The sequence below is a fragment of the Streptomyces sp. NPDC060027 genome, from assembly GCF_042737005.1.
Taxonomy (GTDB): Bacteria; Actinomycetota; Actinomycetes; order Streptomycetales; family Streptomycetaceae; genus Streptomyces.
In genome coordinates this window covers 1-16,829 of record NZ_JBHWVI010000199.1, presented here as the reverse complement: position 1 = coordinate 16,829, position 16,829 = coordinate 1, and the positions used below count along the sequence as shown (strand labels likewise).

Genomic DNA, 16,829 nt, shown 5'->3' with positions numbered 1-16,829 from the left:
GTACTGGATGTACTTGGGCTTTCGGCCGGTGCGGCGAGAGTGCGTGCCGGGAGTCGCGACGGGGCGAACGTTGCCTGTCGCGGCACTAGTAGGACCTGGCCGGCCGATCACGCCGCGGACGCAGCGCTGGACAGGCGCCGTCCCTTTCCTGCAACGTGACCGGCCGGACAGGTCCTTGCCTGGACAGCGTCGCGATCGACGCCGAGGCGTACACCTCCGTGGCCGCTGTTGCCCTGAGGCAGCTCGGTGAGGAGGTCATCGGCGTGGAGGCGGCGGGCGAGGTCGATGCCGGCGCTCGGCGCGGGTTGTCCGGGGAGTGAGGCGTCGTCGGGCCGGGGCCGGTCCTGTCGCCTCCGCCCGGTGCCGGGCGTTTCAGCCGGGCGGCGCCGACAGATGGATCAGGATGCCGCACACCTCGTCCACGATCTCGCGGGCTTCCGTCTCGTCCCCGCAGTCACCCAGCTCGCGCGCCGTTCCTCCGATGACGGTGGTCAGCACGCTCACCCTGACCCGGCCGGCGCGTCGCCGCTCGTCGATCTCCAGAAGCCGGGCGTTGCGCCGTACCCATGCGCGGTCCCACTGTCGGCGCAGCGCGTCGAAGCCCGCGGGGCCGTCGTCCTCCACGAGGAGTCTGCCGAGCCTCCGGTTGTCCCAGGCACCCTCCAGGTAGGCCCTGGCTCCCGCCATGAAGAGGGCGGCGGGGTCCTCCACACCGCGGTTGCGCTCGGCGGTCAGTGTGGCCGCGGTCCGACGCTCCTGCTCCTCCCGGAACTCCTCCCAGAGGGCGAGATACAGCCCTCGCTTTCCGCCGTAGTGCTGAAAGAGGCTGCCCACCGGGATGCCGCAGCGCGCCGCGATCTCGGTGAGACCGGCGTCGGTGTAACCGCGCTCGGCGAACACCTCCAGCGCGGCGTCGAGCAGCATGCGCCGGAGGCTTCCGTCCTGCCCGGCGTATTCTTCGGGCAGACCCATGTCCCCCTGCCGGCCCGGCAGCTGACGTGCCGCTTCGGTCCCGTCGGACTCCACCATGCCGCTCATTCGCCTTCCCCGCCTTCCTCGGCCCCGTCGCGGATGGCGAGGGCGACCAGTAGTTCCAGGAGGTCGGCGATCCGGCGCGGATTGCGGCCGGTGCGTTCCTCGATCCGGCGCAACCGGTAGTGCGCCGTGTTGTGGTGCACCCGCAAGCGCTCGGCGGCCAGCCGCAGGTTGAGGTCCGCCTCCGCGAAGGTCCGTATGGTGGCGGCCAGCGTGTCGCCGCGTCTGCGGTCCTCCTCCAGCATCGACCGCACCCGGGGATCGACCAGCTGGCGCGCGAGGTCGTCGGCGCGCAGCGCCAGGTAGTCGAACGGGGACAGCCGTGGCAGTGCTGCCACCCCGCCCCCGCTCGGCACCAGGTCGAGGGCGGCCCGCGCTTCCTGGTAGGCACGGGGCAGTTCACCCGCGCCCTGGGCGACCGTACTGATCCCCATGGAGAGCATGGTTCCGGCCCGCGCGAGCCGCCGCTGCACGGTCTCGAAGTGGGCGCATATGTCCTCTGCGGCCATGCCGGCCCGGACCACGGGCACGGCCACCACCTCGCCGTGCCGCACGACTACCAGCGTTCTGCCGGCCCAGGGCCCGGCGACGCTGATCGACGCGCTGGCGGCATACCCGTTCTCGGCCGAGGTCGGGTCGCCGGTGCGGGTGTCGCCGACGCACACCGCCACGACCGCCATCATCGGTGAGCGCGGTCCGACGCCGTACGCCTGAGCCGCGGCCATCAGCGGACCGCGCGTGGGTGCCACCCCGGCCAGGAGCTGGTCCAGGAGATCGCGGCGCTCCCGGTCCGCGTCCGCCACCACGTGCTGCTGGTACTCGACGTAAGCCTGCGCGGCGTGGGTGCTTGCGTAGTCGACGTACCGCATCAGCGGGGTGACGAGGGACAGCGCGGCCTGCTGGGCCTCGGCGGACGTGCCCGCGCAGTCCAGCAGCGCGTCCCACAGCACCTGCCGGCCGACCCGGAAGGCACTGATCCAGTCCTCCAGGGCGAACCCGGCACGTGCTCGGCGCATCGCCGCCGCGCGGCTGAAGACCAGGTCCTCGGGGGTAATGTCCCGATCGCCGGCCAGCGCCGCGAGCTGCATCTGGTAGTGCTCGAGCACCTGGTCCCGTACGTCGCCGAAGAACCGTTCGTCCTGCAGTGCGTACGACGGGATCTCCGCGCGCATCACCTCGACGGCGGTCTCCGCCACCTCCTCGACCCGGTCGTGGACGGCGTGCAGGATCCGCCGCCGCTCGCGGCGGAGCGGTTCGGAGAGTCGGGGATTGCCCAGTGCGGGACCGCGCGGCATGAGGCCGATCGTCGCCGCCCTCCTCGTGCTTAGTCAACAGGTTCCACGTGAGACATCTCCCGGCACCTGTGCGCGGCGCACAGTTCGGCCACCGAGAAGTTGGGTGCTCACACCCAATGTGCGCCCACGACGCCCCCACCTACTGTGACGCTCGCCCACCCCCCAGCACGTCGGAAAGGGCGTCACTCATGCTCGCGGTCGAAGACATCACCGTGCGCTTCGGCGGGATCACGGCATTGGACGGTGTCGCATTCACCGTCGAGCCGGGCACCGCCGTAGGGCTCATCGGGCCGAACGGAGCCGGCAAGACCACCTTGTTCAACTGCCTCACCAGGCGCTGCGCTCCCGACGGGGGAGAAGTGCGGTTCGAGGACGAGGACCTGCTCGCCCTCCCCCCGCACGCCGTGGCCGGGCGCGGCATCGCCCGCACCTTCCAGAACCTGGGCCTGTTCCCGCAGCTCACGGTCCGGGAGAACGTCATGGTCGGCGCCCACAGCCGGGGGCGCACCGGACACCTCGCCGCGGCGCTCAGGCTGCCCCGCGTCCGGCGGGAGGAGAGGGCACTGCGTGACCAGGCGGACGACTTGCTACGGCGGCTCGGCCTGGCGGACGTCGCCGACCATCCCGCCTCCGGACTGCCGTTCGGCACGCTCAAACGCGTCGAACTCGCCCGGGCCCTCGCGGTACGGCCCCGGCTGCTGTTGCTCGACGAACCCGTCAACGGGCTCAGCCACGGCGAGGTGGACCAATTCGCGGATCTGGTCCGCTCGGTGCGCCAGGAGTTCGACCTCACGCTCGTTGTGGTCGAACACCACATGGCCTTCGTGATGGGCCTGTGCGACAAGGTGGTCTGCCTCGACTTCGGCCGCAAGATCGCCGAGGGCACGCCGGTGGAGATCCAGCGCGACCCGGCGGTCGTCGAGGCGTACCTGGGGGTGGCCGCGTGAGCGAGCCCACCACCGGCAGCACCGAGTCCGCGGCGGGTGCGGAGCCGGACTTCCTGAAGGTCTCCGACCTGCACGCCGGATACGGCCAGGCCCGCGTGCTCCAGGGTCTCGACTTCTCCGTCGCCCGCGGTGAGGTGTGCGCGATCCTCGGACCCAACGGCGCGGGCAAGACCACGACGCTGCGGGCGCTGTGCGGCATGGTCCGCGGTCGCGGGTCGGTCACCCTGAACGGCACGGAACTCCTGGGCCGCTCGCCCGAGCAGGCCGCCAGGCTCGGTGTGGCGCATGTGCCCGAGGGCCGAGGCACCTTCAACGACCTGACCGTCGAGGAGAACCTGCGCATCGGCGCCCACCTGCGCACCGGCCCGCGGAGGCGGGGCCGCACCGAGCGCGCGGCCGTGGTGGCCGACCTGGAACGGATCTACGACTACTTCCCCAAACTGCGCCAGCGGTCGCGGCAGGCCGCCGGCAGCCTCAGCGGCGGCGAGCAGCAGATGCTCGCCGTCGGCAGGGCGCTGATGCTGCGGCCCTCGCTGCTGCTCCTGGACGAGCCGTCCCTGGGGCTCGCGCCGCTGGTCACCCGCGAGCTGTTCGAGATCGTCCGTGCCGTCAACGAGGAGGAACGCACCACCGTGGTCGTCGTCGAGCAGAACGCCCAGCTCGCGCTGGATATCGCGCACAGGGCCCACGTACTGGAGGCCGGCCGCCTGGTGCTGTCCGGACCGGCCGCACAGATCCGCGAGGACGGGCAGGTCGCCGAGGTGTACCTCGGGGTCTCCGTTCTCTCCAGGAAGGCCGGGTGAGCGCCGTGACCGATCTGCTCCAGCAAGTGGTGGAAGGACTGGGCTCCGGCGCCGTGTACGCCAGCCTGGCGCTGGCCCTGGTACTGATCCACCGGTTCACGGGGATCGTCAACTTCGCGCAGGGCGAGCTGGCCATGCTCTCGACGTACGTCGCCTGGCAGCTGGTGGCGTCCGGGATGCCGTACTGGCTGGCGCTGCCGGCCACCCTCGCGGTGTCCTTCGCCGGCGGCATGCTGCTCGAGCGGATCGTCATCCGCCCCGTACAGGGCGCGCCCGAGCTGACGGTGGTCATCGTCACGGTCGGCCTGTTCATCTTCGTCAACGCGCTGGCCGGCCTGATCTGGTCGTTCACCGTGAAGGACTTCCCGCAGCCCTTCCCCGACGGCGGACTCGAACTGACCGGTGTGCGTATGGACTGGTCGACGCTCGGGATCATCGGTGTGGTGGCCGTCGTGATGGGCCTGCTGTATCTGCTGTTCCAGCACACCTCCATCGGCCTGGTGATGCGGGCGGTCGCCTGCAATCCGGCCTCCGCCCGGCTGTCGGGCATCCGGGTGGGTTGGGTGCTGATGCTCGGCTGGGGCCTGGCCGCGACGGTCGGCGCGGTGTCGGGCGTGCTCGTCGCCCCGGTGCTGTTCCTGGAGCCCAACATGATGGGCGGGGTGCTGATCTACGCGTTCGCCGCGGCCACCCTCGGTGGCTTCGACAGCCCGGTCGGCGCGGTCGTCGGCGGCCTGTTCGTGGGTGTCGCCGAGACCCTGACCGGGGCGTACGTGGACGTGATCGGCGCCGATCTGAAGGTGGGCGTCCCCTTGGTGATCATTCTGGCGGTGCTGCTGGTGCGGCCCCAGGGCCTCTTCGGACGGGCGGCGGTGGAGCGCGCATGAGCAGCATCACAGCGTCACTCGGCACCGACCGGGTCCGGTGGCTGCGGCCCACGCTCACCGTCCTCGTCGCGGCGGCGGTCGCCGTCGGCGCACCGTTCTACTTCGCGCCCTTCCAGGTCTTCCAGCTGACCATGGTGCTCGTGTACGCCGTGGCGCTGTCCGGCCTGAACCTGCTGACCGGCTTCGGCGGGCAGATCTCGCTCGGACACGGCGCGTTCTTCGCGGCGGGCGCCTACACGGCGGCGGTCATGCTCGACCGGTACGACACCGGCCACCTGGCCACGCTGCCGGCCGCGGCCGCCGGATGCTTCCTGTTGGGCCTCGGGTTCGGCGTGCCCGCGCTGCGACTGCGCGGGCTGTACCTGGCCCTGGTCACCCTCTCGTTCGCGGTGTTCCTGCCGCCCCTGCTCAAGCGGCTCGAACCGGTGACGGGCGGCTCCATGGGGCTGACCGTGAACAAGCTGCAGCCGCCGGCGTGGAGCGGGCTGGCCGAGGACCAGTGGATGTACTTCGTCGTCCTCGCCGTCACCGCGGTGGCCCTGCTGCTCGCCCGCAACCTGCTGCGGTCCCGGGTCGGCCGGGCACTGCTGGCCGTGCGGGACAACGAGAGCGCCGCCGAGGTCATGGGCGTGCGGCTGGCGCTGCACAAGACCCTCGCCTTCGCGTGGAGCGCGATGTTCGCGGGTGTCGCGGGGTGTCTGTACACCTGGGTGATCGGCTTCGTCTCGCCCGACTCCTTCAGCTTCGTTCTGTCCATCACCCTGCTGGCCGGCCTGGTGGTCGGGGGTCTCGGCTCGCTGTACGGACCCCTGCTGGGCGCGGCGTTCGTGATGTACGTGCCGAGCGTGTCCCAGGACGTCAGCGAGGCGGCGCCGGGAGTGGTGTTCGGCCTGCTGATCATCACGGTGATGTTCGTGGCCCCGACGGGACTGGCCGGTCTGCCGGCCCGTGTCCTGGGCGCAGTCGCCCGTCGCCCGCCTCGCACCACCGCTGCCCTCGACCGGACGCCAGAGGCCGAATCCGCGCCCGATGGGGAGCCGGAGTCCCAGGCCCTGTCCGGACCCTCCGAGACCCACACTCCTGCGGACCCCGCAGTTGTCGACGCCGAACCCGTGGGCGCACCGCCCCGCACGGAAAAGGAATGAACCACATGCGCAAGACGACCGCTCTGCGGGCGGCCGCGGCCGCGACCGCCGCACTGCTCACCGCGACCGCCTGCAGCAGCCAGCGAGGTCAGGACGCCCAGGACACCACCGCCGGTGGCGCGTGCAAGGGCCAGCAGACCACCGGCATCACCGACAAGACCATCAAGCTGGGTGGGATCTACCCGCTGTCGGGACCTGCCTCCGCGTACGGCACGATCAGCAAGGGCGTGGCCGCCTACTTCAGCCACGTCAACGACAAGGGCGGCATAGACGGCCGCAAGGTCGAGTTCGTGGTCCGCGACGACGGCTACCAGCCGCCCAAGGCGGTCGAGGAGGCCCGCAGACTCGTCGAGCAGGAAAAGGTCTTCGCGGTGTTCCAGACCCTGGGCACCCCGTCCACGGCAGCCGTGTGGGACTACCTCAACAAGCAGAAGGTGCCGCAGCCCTTCGTCGCCACGGGCGCCTCCGCCTGGGGCACGGGTGAGCAGCACCCCTGGACCATCGGCTGGCAGCCCAACTACGTGGCCGAGGCACGCGTGTACGCCAAGTACCTCAAGGACGCGAGGCCCAAGGCCAAGGTCGCGGTCCTCTACCAGAACGACGACTTCGGCAAGGATCTGCTCGGCGGGTTCAAGAAGGCCGTCGCCGGCAGCGGCGTCAAGGTGGTCGCCGAGGAGAGCTACGAGGTCACCGACCCCTCCGTGTCGGCACAGGTGGCGAGCCTCGCACGCTCCAAGGCGGACGTGCTGCTGGATGTCACCACCCCCAAGTTCGGCAGCCAGGCCCTCGCCGCCGACGCCAAGAACACCAAGTGGAACCCGCTGCACATCGTGAACAACGTGGCCTCATCCGCCGCCGTGCTCAAGCCGGTCGGGTTCAAGAACGTCCAAGGCGTGGTCTCGGCCACCTACTTCAAGGACCCCGCCGACCCGCAGTGGGCCACCGACCCGGAGATGAAGGCGTACAAGGAGGCGCTGCACAGGTACGCACCCGACGCCGACCCGGCCAACCAGTTCAACGCCTACGGCTGGGCCGTCGCCTCCAGCCTGCACCAGGCCCTGGACACGATGAAGTGCCCGACCAGGGAAGGACTGCGGGACGCGGTGCGCAGCCTGAAGGACGTGAAGGTGGGCATGCTGCTGCCCGGGGTCACCATGTCCACCGGCCACGATGACGCCTTCCCGCTGGAGACGATGCAGCTGATGCGGTTCAAGGGCGAGCGGTGGCAGCTGTTCGGTAAGCCGGTCGACACCCGCAAGGAGTTCGGCCCGGCGGCGAAGTGAACCGGCGAGGGCGGTCCGCGTCGATGCCCCGACGCCTGGGGACCGCCCTCGCCCCGTCACGGGAGCCCGGAGCCGTGCGTGCCTGCGATCAGACGTCCGCCAGGCACTGCGGCGCCGGGCCGCCGGCTGTGGCGGAGGTAGTCGCTGCCCGGTGGACGCGAGGAGCCTCACCGCAGGCCGCCGCTGACAGCGGACCGACGGGCCTGCCCGTGGGGTCGCGGGCCAGCCGCGGCCGCGCGCGGCCCCACGGGGGGTTCACTAGGCTTAGGTGTATCTGCGGGTCAGCCGGCGGTGGAGATGTGGATGACGGAGTTCAGCGCAAGCCACGACGATCCGTTCGCCCCGCGCCTCGCCGCCCTGGCGGTGCTCGACGACCGGGGTGCCGTGGTCGGGTGGAACCGGCGGGCCGAGGAGCTGCTCGGCCATCCGGGCGCAGCCGTGATCGGGCGTCCGGCATTCGAGGTCCTTGTCGATCCTCGTGATCTGCCGACTGTCACGGAGGCCACGGCAAACTGCAGGAGAGCCGGCGGCTGGTTCGGCGTGCTCAAGGTGCGGCACCGCGACGGGCGACTCATCGAGATGGGGCTCAGGGCCCATGCGCTCTCACGCCATGACCGGGTCCGTGAGTGGATTCTTGCCGGGGCACTAGCGGCTGACCTCCTGGAGTGGCAAAGAGACCGCGCGGTTCTCGACGGGTTGTACCGCCGGAGCCCGGTCGGCCTGGTCGTCCACGGGCCCGACCTGACCCTTCTCCGGGTCAACCGGGCCATCGAACGCGTCACCGGCGTCCCGGCAGCGGACTTCCGGGGGCTGCCCACGGGCTGTTTCCTCGTCGCCGATGACGCACGCAAGGCCGTGGACCGTGTGCGCCAGGTGATGGAGACCGGAAGACCGTTGGTCTACTCGGAGCAGTTCGTTCGCCTGGAGCGGGACCCGGCACAGGAGCGGGTCGCGATGGTCTCGTCCTTCCGGATGGAGGACCCCTCCGGCCGCATCCTGGGTGTGGCCGAGATGATCGAGGACATCACCGAACGCCATCGGGCCCAGCGTCGGCTCGCGCTCCTCGACCAGGCCGGCAGCCGTATCGGAACCACCCTCGACGTGGCAGAGACCGCCCGTGAACTTGCCGAGGTGATGGTGCCTCACCTCGCCGACCATGCGTCAGTGGACCTGCTTCAGCCGGTGACGCGCGGTGAGGAACTGGCGCAGGCCATGGCAGGGCCGGTGGTACGAGTGGGTGCCTGCAGCGTCGGCGCCCAGCAACCCGGCCCGCCCCACCCCGAGGGTGAGCCGGTGGAGTTCGGGCCCGACACACCCCAGGCTAGATGCCTGGCCGAAGGGCGACCCGTCCTGGAACCGGTTCTTTCGCCCGACTGGTTCTCAACGAAAGGCCACCAGGGGGCCCACGCTCCGGACCTGGGCGTCCACTCGCTGATCGTGGTACCTCTTGCCGCGCGTGGCCTGGTGCTGGGTGTGATGACCCTGTGGCGTTCGCTCCGCCCCGATCCCTTCGAGGCGGACGATCTCACCCTCGCCCAGGAACTCGCCTCGCGCGCCGCCGTTGCCGTCGACAACGCCCGGCGCTTCACCCAGCAGCAGCAGACCGCGTTCACCCTGCAGAGCAGCCTTCTGCCCCGGGAGGTCCCGGACCAGTCGGCCGTCGAGGTGGCCCTGCGGTACCTGCCGGCCAGCGCGGCCCCGGGCCTGGGCGGCGACTGGTTCGACGTCATTCCCCTGTCCGGGGCTCGGGTCGCCCTCGTCGTCGGCGACGTCGTGGGACGCGGCATTCATGCCGCTGCCACGATGGGCCGGCTGCGTACCGCCGTACACACGCTCGCGAGCCTCGACCTGGAACCGGACGAGGTCCTCTCGCGCCTGGACGACCTGGTCACCCTGCTGGCCGCCGAACAGGAAGCGTTCGGCGAACGGCCCGTGGGCGAGCAGGTCGTCGGCGCCACCTGCCTGTACGCCGTGTACGACCCTGTCTCCCGGCGGTGCTCCATGGCCCGCGCCGGCCACCCGCCGCCGGTGGTGACCGGTCCGGATGGACAGGCGGCCCTGCTCGACCTGCCCGCAGGCCCACCTCTCGGCCTGGGCGGCCTGCCGTTCGAGGCCCGGGAGATCGACCTGGCTGCGGGAAGCCTGCTGTGCCTGTACACCAACGGAATCATCGGCGAACGCAACATCGACGCAGACATCGGCCTGAGCAAGCTGTGCGCAGCGCTCGCCCGCCCTGCGGACGAGCTGGAACGGACATGCCAAGCCGTGGTCGACTCGCTCGTGCCCGCACACCCCAGCGACGACATCGCGTTGCTGATCGCGCGCACCCGCATGCTGCCACCGGAGGATGTCGCCTCCTGGCAGCTGACGCTGGAGCCTGCCGGCGCCGCCCGGGCCCGGGCGTTGACCTCGGCCAAGCTGACCGAGTGGGGCCTGGAGCACTTGGCGTTCAGCACCGAGTTGATCGCCAGCGAACTGGTCACCAACGCCTACCGGTACGCCAGTGGTCCTGCGACCCTGCGGCTGATCCGTGAACGGTTCCTGGTGTGCGAGGTCAGCGACACCAGCCACACCGCACCACACCTGCGCCGCGCCCGTACCACCGACGAGGGCGGGCGCGGCCTGTTCCTGGTGGCCCAGATGGCCGAACGCTGGGGGACTCGCTACACCCGCGAAGGCAAAACGGTGTGGACCGAGCAATCACTGGCCGGCACGCTCACCTGACCGTCGCAGGCCGTTGCCGTCGACTCACACATCGGCGCGCGTGCAGGCATGCGGCTGTCATGGGGCTCCGCGCGGGGCCCTGGGCGGACCGCGGCGGCGGGAGCGAGGCCGCCTGCTCGGTCCGCCCCCGCCACCTAGGTCATTCGGCTGCGGCGAGCAGACGTTCCTCGCTCTCCTCGTACAGCAGCCGGCTCTCCCGGCTGTCAGCGGCGCGGCGCCAGTGGTCCAGACGGCTGCCCAGCCAGCCCGCCAGGTAGCCGAACGGGATGGAGACCAGTCCGGTGGACTGCATCGGGAACCAGTGGAAGTCGGCGGTCGGGAAGACGGCGGACGGCGTGCCCGAGACGGCCTTGGAAAAGACCATCAGCACCAGCGCGCAGGCCGCGCCGCCATAGAGGGTGGCGAGCAGGCCGGTGCGCGTGAATCCTTTCCAGAACAGGGAGTAGGTCAGCGCGGGAGCCACCGCGGATGCCCCGATGCAGACGGCCAGAGTGGTCAGCACGCCGACGTCCCAGCTCTGGACCAGGGTGGCGAGCCCGATGGCCACGGTTCCCACGGCCACGCTCGTCCACGCCGCCACCGTCATCTCCGTACGCGGCTCCACCTGTCCCCGCCGCGCCGCATGGGAGAACAGGTCGTGGGCGAGCGACGAGGCCGCGGCCAGGGTCATCCCGGCGACCGAGGACAGCAGGGTGATGAACACCATTCCCGCCACGGCCGAGTAGAGAATCGTCGCACCCGCGGAGGCGGGGTCCCCGCCGAGCACCTGCGACAGCATGAGCACCGACGTCCTGCCGTGCGGGTCGGCCGCAATGATGGACCGCGATCCCACCAGGGCTGCCGCGCCCGTACCCAAGATGATCACGAGCAGGCAGAAGGTGGTGACCGTGCCGACGGCCCACGACATGGAGCGACGCACGGCCGGCACGTCCTGCGCGGAGAACAGACGCATGGTGATGTGGGGCAGGCAGGCCACGCCGAGGACCACGGTGATCTGGAGACCGACGAAGTCCAGCCGGTCGCCGGCCGAGGTGCCCAACTGAAGGCCCTGTCGAAGGAAGGCTGGGCCCGTGCCGCTGCCGTGCTGGGCGGCCCTGAGCAGGTCTCCGGGGTTCCAGCCGAAACGGTTCAGGACCAGGGCGGCGACGACGACGCTGGTGCCGAGCAGGATGACGATCTTGATCATCTGAAGGAGCGCGGTTCCCCGCATACCGCCGAGCGCCGCGTAAATGATCATCAGGCTGCCGACGATGACGATGCACGCCGTCCTGGCGCCCGCCCCGTGCGGGATGTTCAGGATGAAGGTGAGCAGCGACCCGGCCCCGGAGAGCTGGACGACCAGAAAGGGCAGGGTCGCCGAAAGCGTCACGACGCAGGAAGCGATCCGCACGGCCCGCCCGGGCATGGTGCGTGCCAGGACGTCGCCCATGGTGAACCTGCCGGCGTTGCGCAGAGGTTCGGCCAGCAGGAACATCAGCAGCACCAGAGACAAGGCGGTGCTGACCGTGAGGACATAGCCGTCGTATCCGGCGAGCGCGATGATGCCGCTGGTACTCAGCACCGTGGCCGCGGAGATGTAGTCGCCCGCGATGGCCAGGCCGTTTTTGAACGGGGTGAGCGAAAGGTAGCCGGTGTAGAAGTTCGTCAGGTCGTCGCGGTCCGGTCCCGTCATCACGCACATCAGCAGCGTGACGGTGACCAGGGCGGTGAAGAGGACGAGGACGGTGGCCTGCGACCCGGAGTCGAAGTCGGTCATCTCGCCACCCCCGCGGGCCGGTCGGCCGCCCGCTCCCTGACGACGCGGGCCAACGGGTCCACCGAGCGTTGTGCGCTGCGCTCGTACGAGAAGACCGCCGCGAAGGTGACGACGAGCTGAAGGATCCCCAGGGCGATTCCAAGGCTCAGCTCCCCGGTGATCCTGGCCCCCATCAGCTCCGGTGCGTAGCAGGACAGCAGCACGTACACCACGAAGGAGCCGAGTGCGGTGATCGAGGAGACCCGGCGGAGCACGCGGTAGGCCGAGCGGAGGGCTGCCAGGTCGGCGCTGTGCCGATGCGTCTCGTGCGCGTACGGTTCCTGCCGGGCGGCTTGCCCGTACCAGTCGTACGCGGCGTCGTCGTATCCGGACGGGGAGGGCTCCTGCCCCGGATCCCGCCCGTACGACTCGTACCGAGGGGCACGGCCGTACGGCTCGGTCCGCGGCTGCGGCCACTCCTGCTGCGGGTACCGCTGGTCATGGGGATATGTCATCGCGTGGCCTTCCGGCTCGGCTCGGTTCCGTGGAGGGCTGGGGGGAGGCGTGGCGGCGCACGATACCGACTGGTTGGTATGGCGGACAGTCTGCGGGGCGTCACGTTTTGGGCTCGACGTGACATCCGGATGCCGCTGTCGGTCGACGGCCCACGAACCATAGGTGCCCGCCGGGCGGGGCGGCCTGTGGCGCATGTCACGGTCGCCGACGTACCTACTGGTCGGTACGGTAAGGGGGAGTCCCGACGACAGGAGGCGCGATGTCCGCGACCAACCGCCAGATCCGTCTGTCAGCCCGCCCCGTGGGCGAGGTGCAGCCCGATGACTGGGAGCACTGTGCAGGGCCCGTCGAGGAACCGGGCCCGGGCCGGTTCGCGGGCCGCACGCGCGTCATCTCCCTGGACCCGGCGATGCGGGGCTGGCTGGACGACCGTCCCTCCTACCTGCCGCCGGTGGCCATCGGTGAGGTGATGCGCGCCGGATCGGTCATCGAGGTCACCTCCTCCAACCACCCCGACTTCCAGCCGGGTGATCACGTGGTCGGAACGTTCGGCGTCCAGGAGTACGTGGTCTCCGACGGCAGGGGCGCCATGAAAATCGACACCGCCCTCGCCCCGCCCTCGACGTATCTGGGCGCACTGGGCATGCCCGGTATGACCGCCTATTTCGGCCTGCTGGACGTCGGGGCGTTGAAGGACGGCGAGACCGTCGTGGTGTCGGGGGCGGCCGGCGCGGTCGGTACCATCGCGGGTCAGATCGCGAAGGCCAAGGGCTGCCGGGTGGTGGGCATCGCCGGTGGGCCGGAGAAGTGTGCGTTGCTCACCGACGAACTGGGATTCGACGCGGCGATCGACTACCGCGCCGACGACGTCAGGAAGGCGCTGCGCCGGCACGCCCCCGACGGCATCGACGTGTACTTCGACAACGTGGGCGGCGACATCCTCGACGCTGCCCTGACCCGGCTGGCGATGCACGCGCGCGTCGTGGTCTGCGGTGCGATCAGTCAGTACAACAACGCCACCCCGGTCAAGGGCCCCTCGAACTACCTGACACTGCTGGTGCGCCGCGCCCGGATGGAGGGATTCGTCGTCTTCGACTATGCCAAGCGCTACCCGCAGGCCGCGCAGGACATCTCCGCCTGGATCGCCGACGGCCGCATCAAGGTCAGGGAACACGTCGTGAGAGGCAGCGTGGACGACTTCCCCGAGACGCTGCAGATGCTCTTCCGTGGCGAGAACGTCGGCAAGCTCGTCCTGGAGCTGGCATGACGGCCGCCGGGAGCGGGGCCGCGCTTTGAGGGTCGGCGAGGCCACCGCGGTGGCCTCGCAGCAGTTTGACTCTCTGCAGTGGTCAGCAGATCGGGCCGCTCGCCGTGGTCGGCCTCGGCCTGGCGGACCCATTGCGACAGGGCTTCCTTGTGGATGCCCAGGTCCCGGACGGCGTGCGAGACGGGGCGGCCTGAGGTCCTCACCTCGCGGACGGCTCGCTCACGCAACTCGTCGGGGTACTTCCAAGGCCGCGTGGTCAGGGCGAGTTCACGGTTGTCGGCGCCCCGGAGACGGGGTCGTGCCGGCAGCCGGACGTTTTCACTCGTCGTCAAGCCCGTGGACGCCGCGGGCGATCCTGCGGAGGATGCCCTCGTGGACCCACCGGCCGAGTTCGGCACGCAGTCGGCGTGCGTCGTCCAGGCCGACCCCCGGGTGATCTCGCAGGCGCGCCAGGAACGTGCCGGGTCGGTCCCCATCAACTGCAGCGTCCGGTCACGTCGACCCAATGGGCCTGTTGACTCTGGTCCATGGTGATGGTCACGTCGCTGATGCGGGCCGCGCCGAGGACCTGGGCCTGGTCCGGTGGTGACGGGTGCCGGGAGATCGGACACTTGACGCGGCGCGGGGCGATTCGCGGCCGACGCGACGGCAACAGGTTCTCCGGAACGCCATGTCCAATCCGGCCTGGTTCTCCGTCAGGCAGCACGCCACGGCGATGTGCGCGTCGATGATCCGCAGCCGGACCCCCGTTGATCCGTGTCGGATACGTTCCGTCGGGCAGCGGCGCCCAGTGGGCCGGGGTGCGGGCCCCTTTGAGCCGGACCAGCGGCTGGGTGGGCGACCGACCCCGATCGGTGGGCCATCTCGACCATGTCCGAGGGCCTTTGCCCCCCCATGGCCGCAAGGCCGGCGGACAGTGGGTGGGGTCCGTGGGCTCATGACCCGCGCGGCCAGTCGTCGGCCATTCCGTGCTCGGTCGGTCCGCGACCTGTGTGTGCCTGTCGTCGAAGCGGCAGGTGAGGTCGTCCACGAGTCGGTGACACCGTCCAGCGGGCGCGTCGGACCCACGCGACGGCGGCGCTGCGCCGCTTTCCAACTGCCCGGTGAGCGTGACCGCACCGTCGTGGACGGCGACTTCGGAGATCTGGGGGCTGACCCGGAGCGCGTCGGCGAACACCTCACGTCGCACGGCCTGCCAGCAAGCCCCCTGGCTGACGGCTAGTCAGGTAAGACCTGTGGACCGCTCTGAGGGCCCCTCTGTTTCGGCGGTGTGTGCCGTATCACGCCCCCAAGGGTCGCCCAAGTTGTCTTAGTCACAGCGGAAATGCCCCTTTCGCGTCCATGCTCGACCTGGACAGCGACTCCCGAAGTGGAGCCCGTCGGCATGGGCGCGAACTTCCGAAGCGGCCCATGACGCAGCCCTCGTGACGTTCCTCCTTGTTCCCCTGGAAAGGTGCCCATCATGGCCGCTTACCTCTGCCCTCCTGCCGTGATACACGGCGAGCACGCCGTGGAGACCAGCCAGATCGTGGCGGAGGTGCGCGACCGGCACCCGCATGCGGCGTGGGCCCCGCGGATCGACGGCATCGCGGCCAGTACGGGCATCGAGACCCGCGGGTGGATGCTGCCGCTGGAGACCGCCGTCGCGCCCGGCGACGGCAGCGGCCTCCAGGCTGTCGGCATCGGGGCCGCCCAAGAGGCGCTGGCACGCGACGGGTTCACCCAGCAGGACGTGGACCGCGTGATCGCCGCCCTCGAGGCGATACCCGCGCCGCAGACCGTCCAGGAGCGCACCGCGCCGGCCTGGGAGGCCGTGCAGTCCTACGGGGAGCGTGCGGCGCGCGGGGCCCTGCAGATCGCCGGGCTGGACGCCGCAGACATCGACTGCCTGATCACCAGTCACTCCACCACCCCGGCGCTGCCCGGACTGGACGTCGCCCTGGCCAACAAGCTCGCGCTCCGCAACGACGTGATGCTGCTGCCGGCCACGCAGTGGGCCTGTGTCGCGGGGACCCGCTCCCTGGCCCTGGCGGCTGATCTCGTGGCCGCGGACCCCGATCGGGTGGTCCTGGTCGTGATCGCGGAGGCGCTGAGCACGACCTACCAGCCCGCGGACGACACCCTCGAGTCCCTGATCGTCCGGTTGCTGTTCGCGGACACCGCGGTCGCCGCGGTGGTCACGGGCCGCCCGAGGCGCGAGTCGGTCCTGCGGCTGGACGCGGCCTGGCACCACACCGTGCCCGACACCCAAGACCTGCACTGCCTGGAAACGCGGGCGGACGGCACCCACTTCGTGATGGACCGGCGCGGGCCGCGCGCCGTACAGGAGACGGTCACCGCGATGTGGGAGTGGCTGCGCGTCCGTTACCAGGACGACCCCGACTCCTGGCACCCCGACGTGCTGCTCGCGCACCCCGGCGGGACCCGGGTGCTGGAGTACATGGAGCAGACGATGCCCGACGCGTGGCCGTCCGGGCTGCTGGACTACAGCCGGGACAGCTACACCAGCGGCAACCGCGGAGGCGCCGCCGTGTTCGACATCCTGAGGCGGGCGCACGACGCCGGACAGAAGTCGGGCAGTCGCGCCGTCCTGTACGCGGCGGCACCGGGCCTCACCGCCACCGCCCTGGAAGGGGAGTGGCTGTAGTGAGAGCCCGCGCCACCCGTAGCGGCGAACGGGCCGCCCGCATCACCGGTCACGCCACCGGTACCGCTGAGGGCGCCTTTCGTACCGTCGGTGGTGCCGGCTGACGCGCACGCCGCCCCTGCCCTCGCCGCGCTCGCGTACGCCCGGCAGCGCCCCGCCCCGCAGCCGCGTCATCTTGCGACTTCCGCCCAGACCACCTTGCCGGTGTCCGTCCACCGCACCCCCCACCGGGTGGTGAGCCGGTGCACGATGTGCAGGCCACGCCCGCCGTCGTCGAGGAGGCCGCCCCGGCTCAGACGCGGCCTGCCGTTGCCGGTGTCGCCCACCTCGCACAGCAGGCCGTGACCACCGCCCCTGATCAGTCGTATCGTGATGGGACCGGCGGCGAAGCGCACCGCGTTCGTGACCAGCTCGCTGACCAGCAGTGCCATGTCGTCCTGGGTCCCGCTCCTGGTGTGCCATTGCCGCAGCAGTGCGGAGACGTGCGCGCGGGCACGGGCGGGCGCGTCGTCGCGAGCGGGTAGCCGCCAGGTCGCGGTGTCCCC

14 protein-coding genes and 2 pseudogenes are annotated in these 16,829 nt (G+C 70.8%); 9 read left to right on the top strand and 7 right to left on the bottom strand.

What is annotated here, in order from left to right; translation table 11 throughout:
* The first annotated feature begins 155 nt into the window (after positions 1 to 155).
* Positions 156 to 320 (top strand): hypothetical protein, encoded by a 165-nt coding sequence (locus tag ACFWBT_RS33890; protein WP_385706807.1) that lies wholly within the window; start codon positions 156 to 158, stop codon positions 318 to 320.
* A gap of 52 nt (positions 321 to 372) precedes the next feature.
* Here ACFWBT_RS33890 and ACFWBT_RS33885 read toward each other — a convergent pair whose 3' ends face one another.
* Both ACFWBT_RS33885 and ACFWBT_RS33880 read right to left on the bottom strand, forming a co-directional pair.
* Positions 373 to 1,038 carry a TetR/AcrR family transcriptional regulator gene (locus ACFWBT_RS33885; protein WP_385706806.1) on the bottom strand — a complete coding sequence of 222 codons (666 nt, stop codon included), beginning with the start codon at positions 1,036 to 1,038 and terminating at the stop codon, positions 373 to 375.
* Positions 1,035 to 2,330: a PucR family transcriptional regulator gene (locus ACFWBT_RS33880; RefSeq protein ID WP_385706805.1), complete on the bottom strand. Its 1,296-nt coding sequence runs from the start codon at positions 2,328 to 2,330 to the stop codon at positions 1,035 to 1,037. The genes ACFWBT_RS33885 and ACFWBT_RS33880 overlap by 4 nt, the downstream gene beginning before the upstream one ends.
* Positions 2,331 to 2,518: 188 nt before the next feature.
* Here ACFWBT_RS33880 and ACFWBT_RS33875 point away from each other — a divergent pair, with 188 nt between their 5' ends.
* The 6 genes from ACFWBT_RS33875 to ACFWBT_RS33850 all read left to right on the top strand — a co-directional run bounded on the left by ACFWBT_RS33875 (position 2,519) and on the right by ACFWBT_RS33850 (position 10,119).
* Positions 2,519 to 3,277 (top strand): ABC transporter ATP-binding protein, encoded by a 759-nt coding sequence (locus tag ACFWBT_RS33875; protein WP_385706804.1) that lies wholly within the window; start codon positions 2,519 to 2,521, stop codon positions 3,275 to 3,277.
* Positions 3,274 to 4,080: an ABC transporter ATP-binding protein gene (locus tag ACFWBT_RS33870; RefSeq protein ID WP_385706803.1), complete on the top strand. Its 807-nt coding sequence runs from the start codon at positions 3,274 to 3,276 to the stop codon at positions 4,078 to 4,080. The genes ACFWBT_RS33875 and ACFWBT_RS33870 overlap by 4 nt, the downstream gene beginning before the upstream one ends.
* Positions 4,077 to 4,967 (top strand): branched-chain amino acid ABC transporter permease, encoded by an 891-nt coding sequence (locus ACFWBT_RS33865; protein WP_385706802.1) that lies wholly within the window; start codon positions 4,077 to 4,079, stop codon positions 4,965 to 4,967. Before ACFWBT_RS33870 ends, ACFWBT_RS33865 begins: the two co-directional genes overlap by 4 nt.
* A complete protein-coding gene (locus tag ACFWBT_RS33860; protein WP_385706801.1) occupies positions 4,964 to 6,112 on the top strand; it encodes a branched-chain amino acid ABC transporter permease in 1,149 nt (382 codons plus the stop codon). Before ACFWBT_RS33865 ends, ACFWBT_RS33860 begins: the two co-directional genes overlap by 4 nt.
* A 5-nt stretch (positions 6,113 to 6,117) precedes the next feature.
* The gene (locus ACFWBT_RS33855; RefSeq protein WP_385706800.1) at positions 6,118 to 7,395 is read left to right on the top strand and encodes an ABC transporter substrate-binding protein; all 1,278 of its coding nucleotides are present in this window, start codon (positions 6,118 to 6,120) and stop codon (positions 7,393 to 7,395) included.
* Between the two features lie 303 nt (positions 7,396 to 7,698).
* A complete protein-coding gene (locus ACFWBT_RS33850; RefSeq protein ID WP_385706799.1) occupies positions 7,699 to 10,119 on the top strand; it encodes a SpoIIE family protein phosphatase in 2,421 nt (806 codons plus the stop codon).
* A gap of 139 nt (positions 10,120 to 10,258) precedes the next feature.
* Here the strand turns inward: ACFWBT_RS33850 and ACFWBT_RS33845 are convergent, their stop codons facing one another.
* Positions 10,259 to 11,875 carry a cation acetate symporter gene (locus ACFWBT_RS33845; protein ID WP_385706798.1) on the bottom strand — a complete coding sequence of 539 codons (1,617 nt, stop codon included), beginning with the start codon at positions 11,873 to 11,875 and terminating at the stop codon, positions 10,259 to 10,261.
* Positions 11,872 to 12,369, bottom strand: coding sequence for a DUF485 domain-containing protein (locus ACFWBT_RS33840; RefSeq protein WP_385706797.1), 498 nt, complete (start codon positions 12,367 to 12,369; stop codon positions 11,872 to 11,874). Before ACFWBT_RS33840 ends, ACFWBT_RS33845 begins: the two co-directional genes overlap by 4 nt.
* Before the next feature lie 260 nt (positions 12,370 to 12,629).
* On the opposite strand from ACFWBT_RS33840, the gene ACFWBT_RS33835 reads away from it, so the two are divergent.
* On the top strand, positions 12,630 to 13,637 hold the full coding sequence (locus tag ACFWBT_RS33835) for an NADP-dependent oxidoreductase (RefSeq protein ID WP_385706796.1): 1,008 nt from the start codon (positions 12,630 to 12,632) through the stop codon (positions 13,635 to 13,637).
* 140 nt (positions 13,638 to 13,777) lie between these two features.
* Here ACFWBT_RS33835 and ACFWBT_RS33830 read toward each other — a convergent pair.
* A pseudogene (locus ACFWBT_RS33830) lies at positions 13,778 to 13,840 on the bottom strand (hypothetical protein); the annotation flags it as partial.
* A 118-nt stretch (positions 13,841 to 13,958) separates the two neighbouring features.
* A pseudogene (locus tag ACFWBT_RS33825) lies at positions 13,959 to 14,343 on the bottom strand (IS4 family transposase); the annotation flags it as partial.
* 756 nt (positions 14,344 to 15,099) lie between these two features.
* Here ACFWBT_RS33825 and ACFWBT_RS33820 point away from each other — a divergent pair.
* A complete protein-coding gene (locus tag ACFWBT_RS33820; RefSeq protein ID WP_385706795.1) occupies positions 15,100 to 16,284 on the top strand; it encodes a type III polyketide synthase in 1,185 nt (394 codons plus the stop codon).
* Positions 16,285 to 16,454: 170 nt separating this feature from the next.
* On the opposite strand, the gene ACFWBT_RS33815 is transcribed toward ACFWBT_RS33820, so the two are convergent.
* The coding region (locus ACFWBT_RS33815; protein WP_385706794.1) for an ATP-binding protein at positions 16,455 to 16,829 on the bottom strand (375 nt) is incomplete at its 5' end.

What these genes read in the sequence shown, in the direction of transcription:
- ACFWBT_RS33850 (WP_385706799.1), top strand. Translation starts at nt 7,699, where the DNA reads ATGACGGAGTTCAGCGCAAGCCACGACGATCCGTTCGCCCCGCGCCTC.
- ACFWBT_RS33835 (WP_385706796.1), top strand. Translation starts at nt 12,630, where the DNA reads ATGTCCGCGACCAACCGCCAGATCCGTCTGTCAGCCCGCCCCGTGGGC.
- ACFWBT_RS33860 (WP_385706801.1), top strand. Translation starts at nt 4,964, where the DNA reads ATGAGCAGCATCACAGCGTCACTCGGCACCGACCGGGTCCGGTGGCTG.
- ACFWBT_RS33885 (WP_385706806.1), bottom strand. Translation starts at nt 1,038, where the DNA reads ATGAGCGGCATGGTGGAGTCCGACGGGACCGAAGCGGCACGTCAGCTG.
- ACFWBT_RS33855 (WP_385706800.1), top strand. Translation starts at nt 6,118, where the DNA reads ATGCGCAAGACGACCGCTCTGCGGGCGGCCGCGGCCGCGACCGCCGCA.
- ACFWBT_RS33820 (WP_385706795.1), top strand. Translation starts at nt 15,100, where the DNA reads ATGGCCGCTTACCTCTGCCCTCCTGCCGTGATACACGGCGAGCACGCC.
- ACFWBT_RS33880 (WP_385706805.1), bottom strand. Translation starts at nt 2,330, where the DNA reads ATGCCGCGCGGTCCCGCACTGGGCAATCCCCGACTCTCCGAACCGCTC.
- ACFWBT_RS33840 (WP_385706797.1), bottom strand. Translation starts at nt 12,369, where the DNA reads ATGACATATCCCCATGACCAGCGGTACCCGCAGCAGGAGTGGCCGCAG.
- ACFWBT_RS33875 (WP_385706804.1), top strand. Translation starts at nt 2,519, where the DNA reads ATGCTCGCGGTCGAAGACATCACCGTGCGCTTCGGCGGGATCACGGCA.
- ACFWBT_RS33845 (WP_385706798.1), bottom strand. Translation starts at nt 11,875, where the DNA reads ATGACCGACTTCGACTCCGGGTCGCAGGCCACCGTCCTCGTCCTCTTC.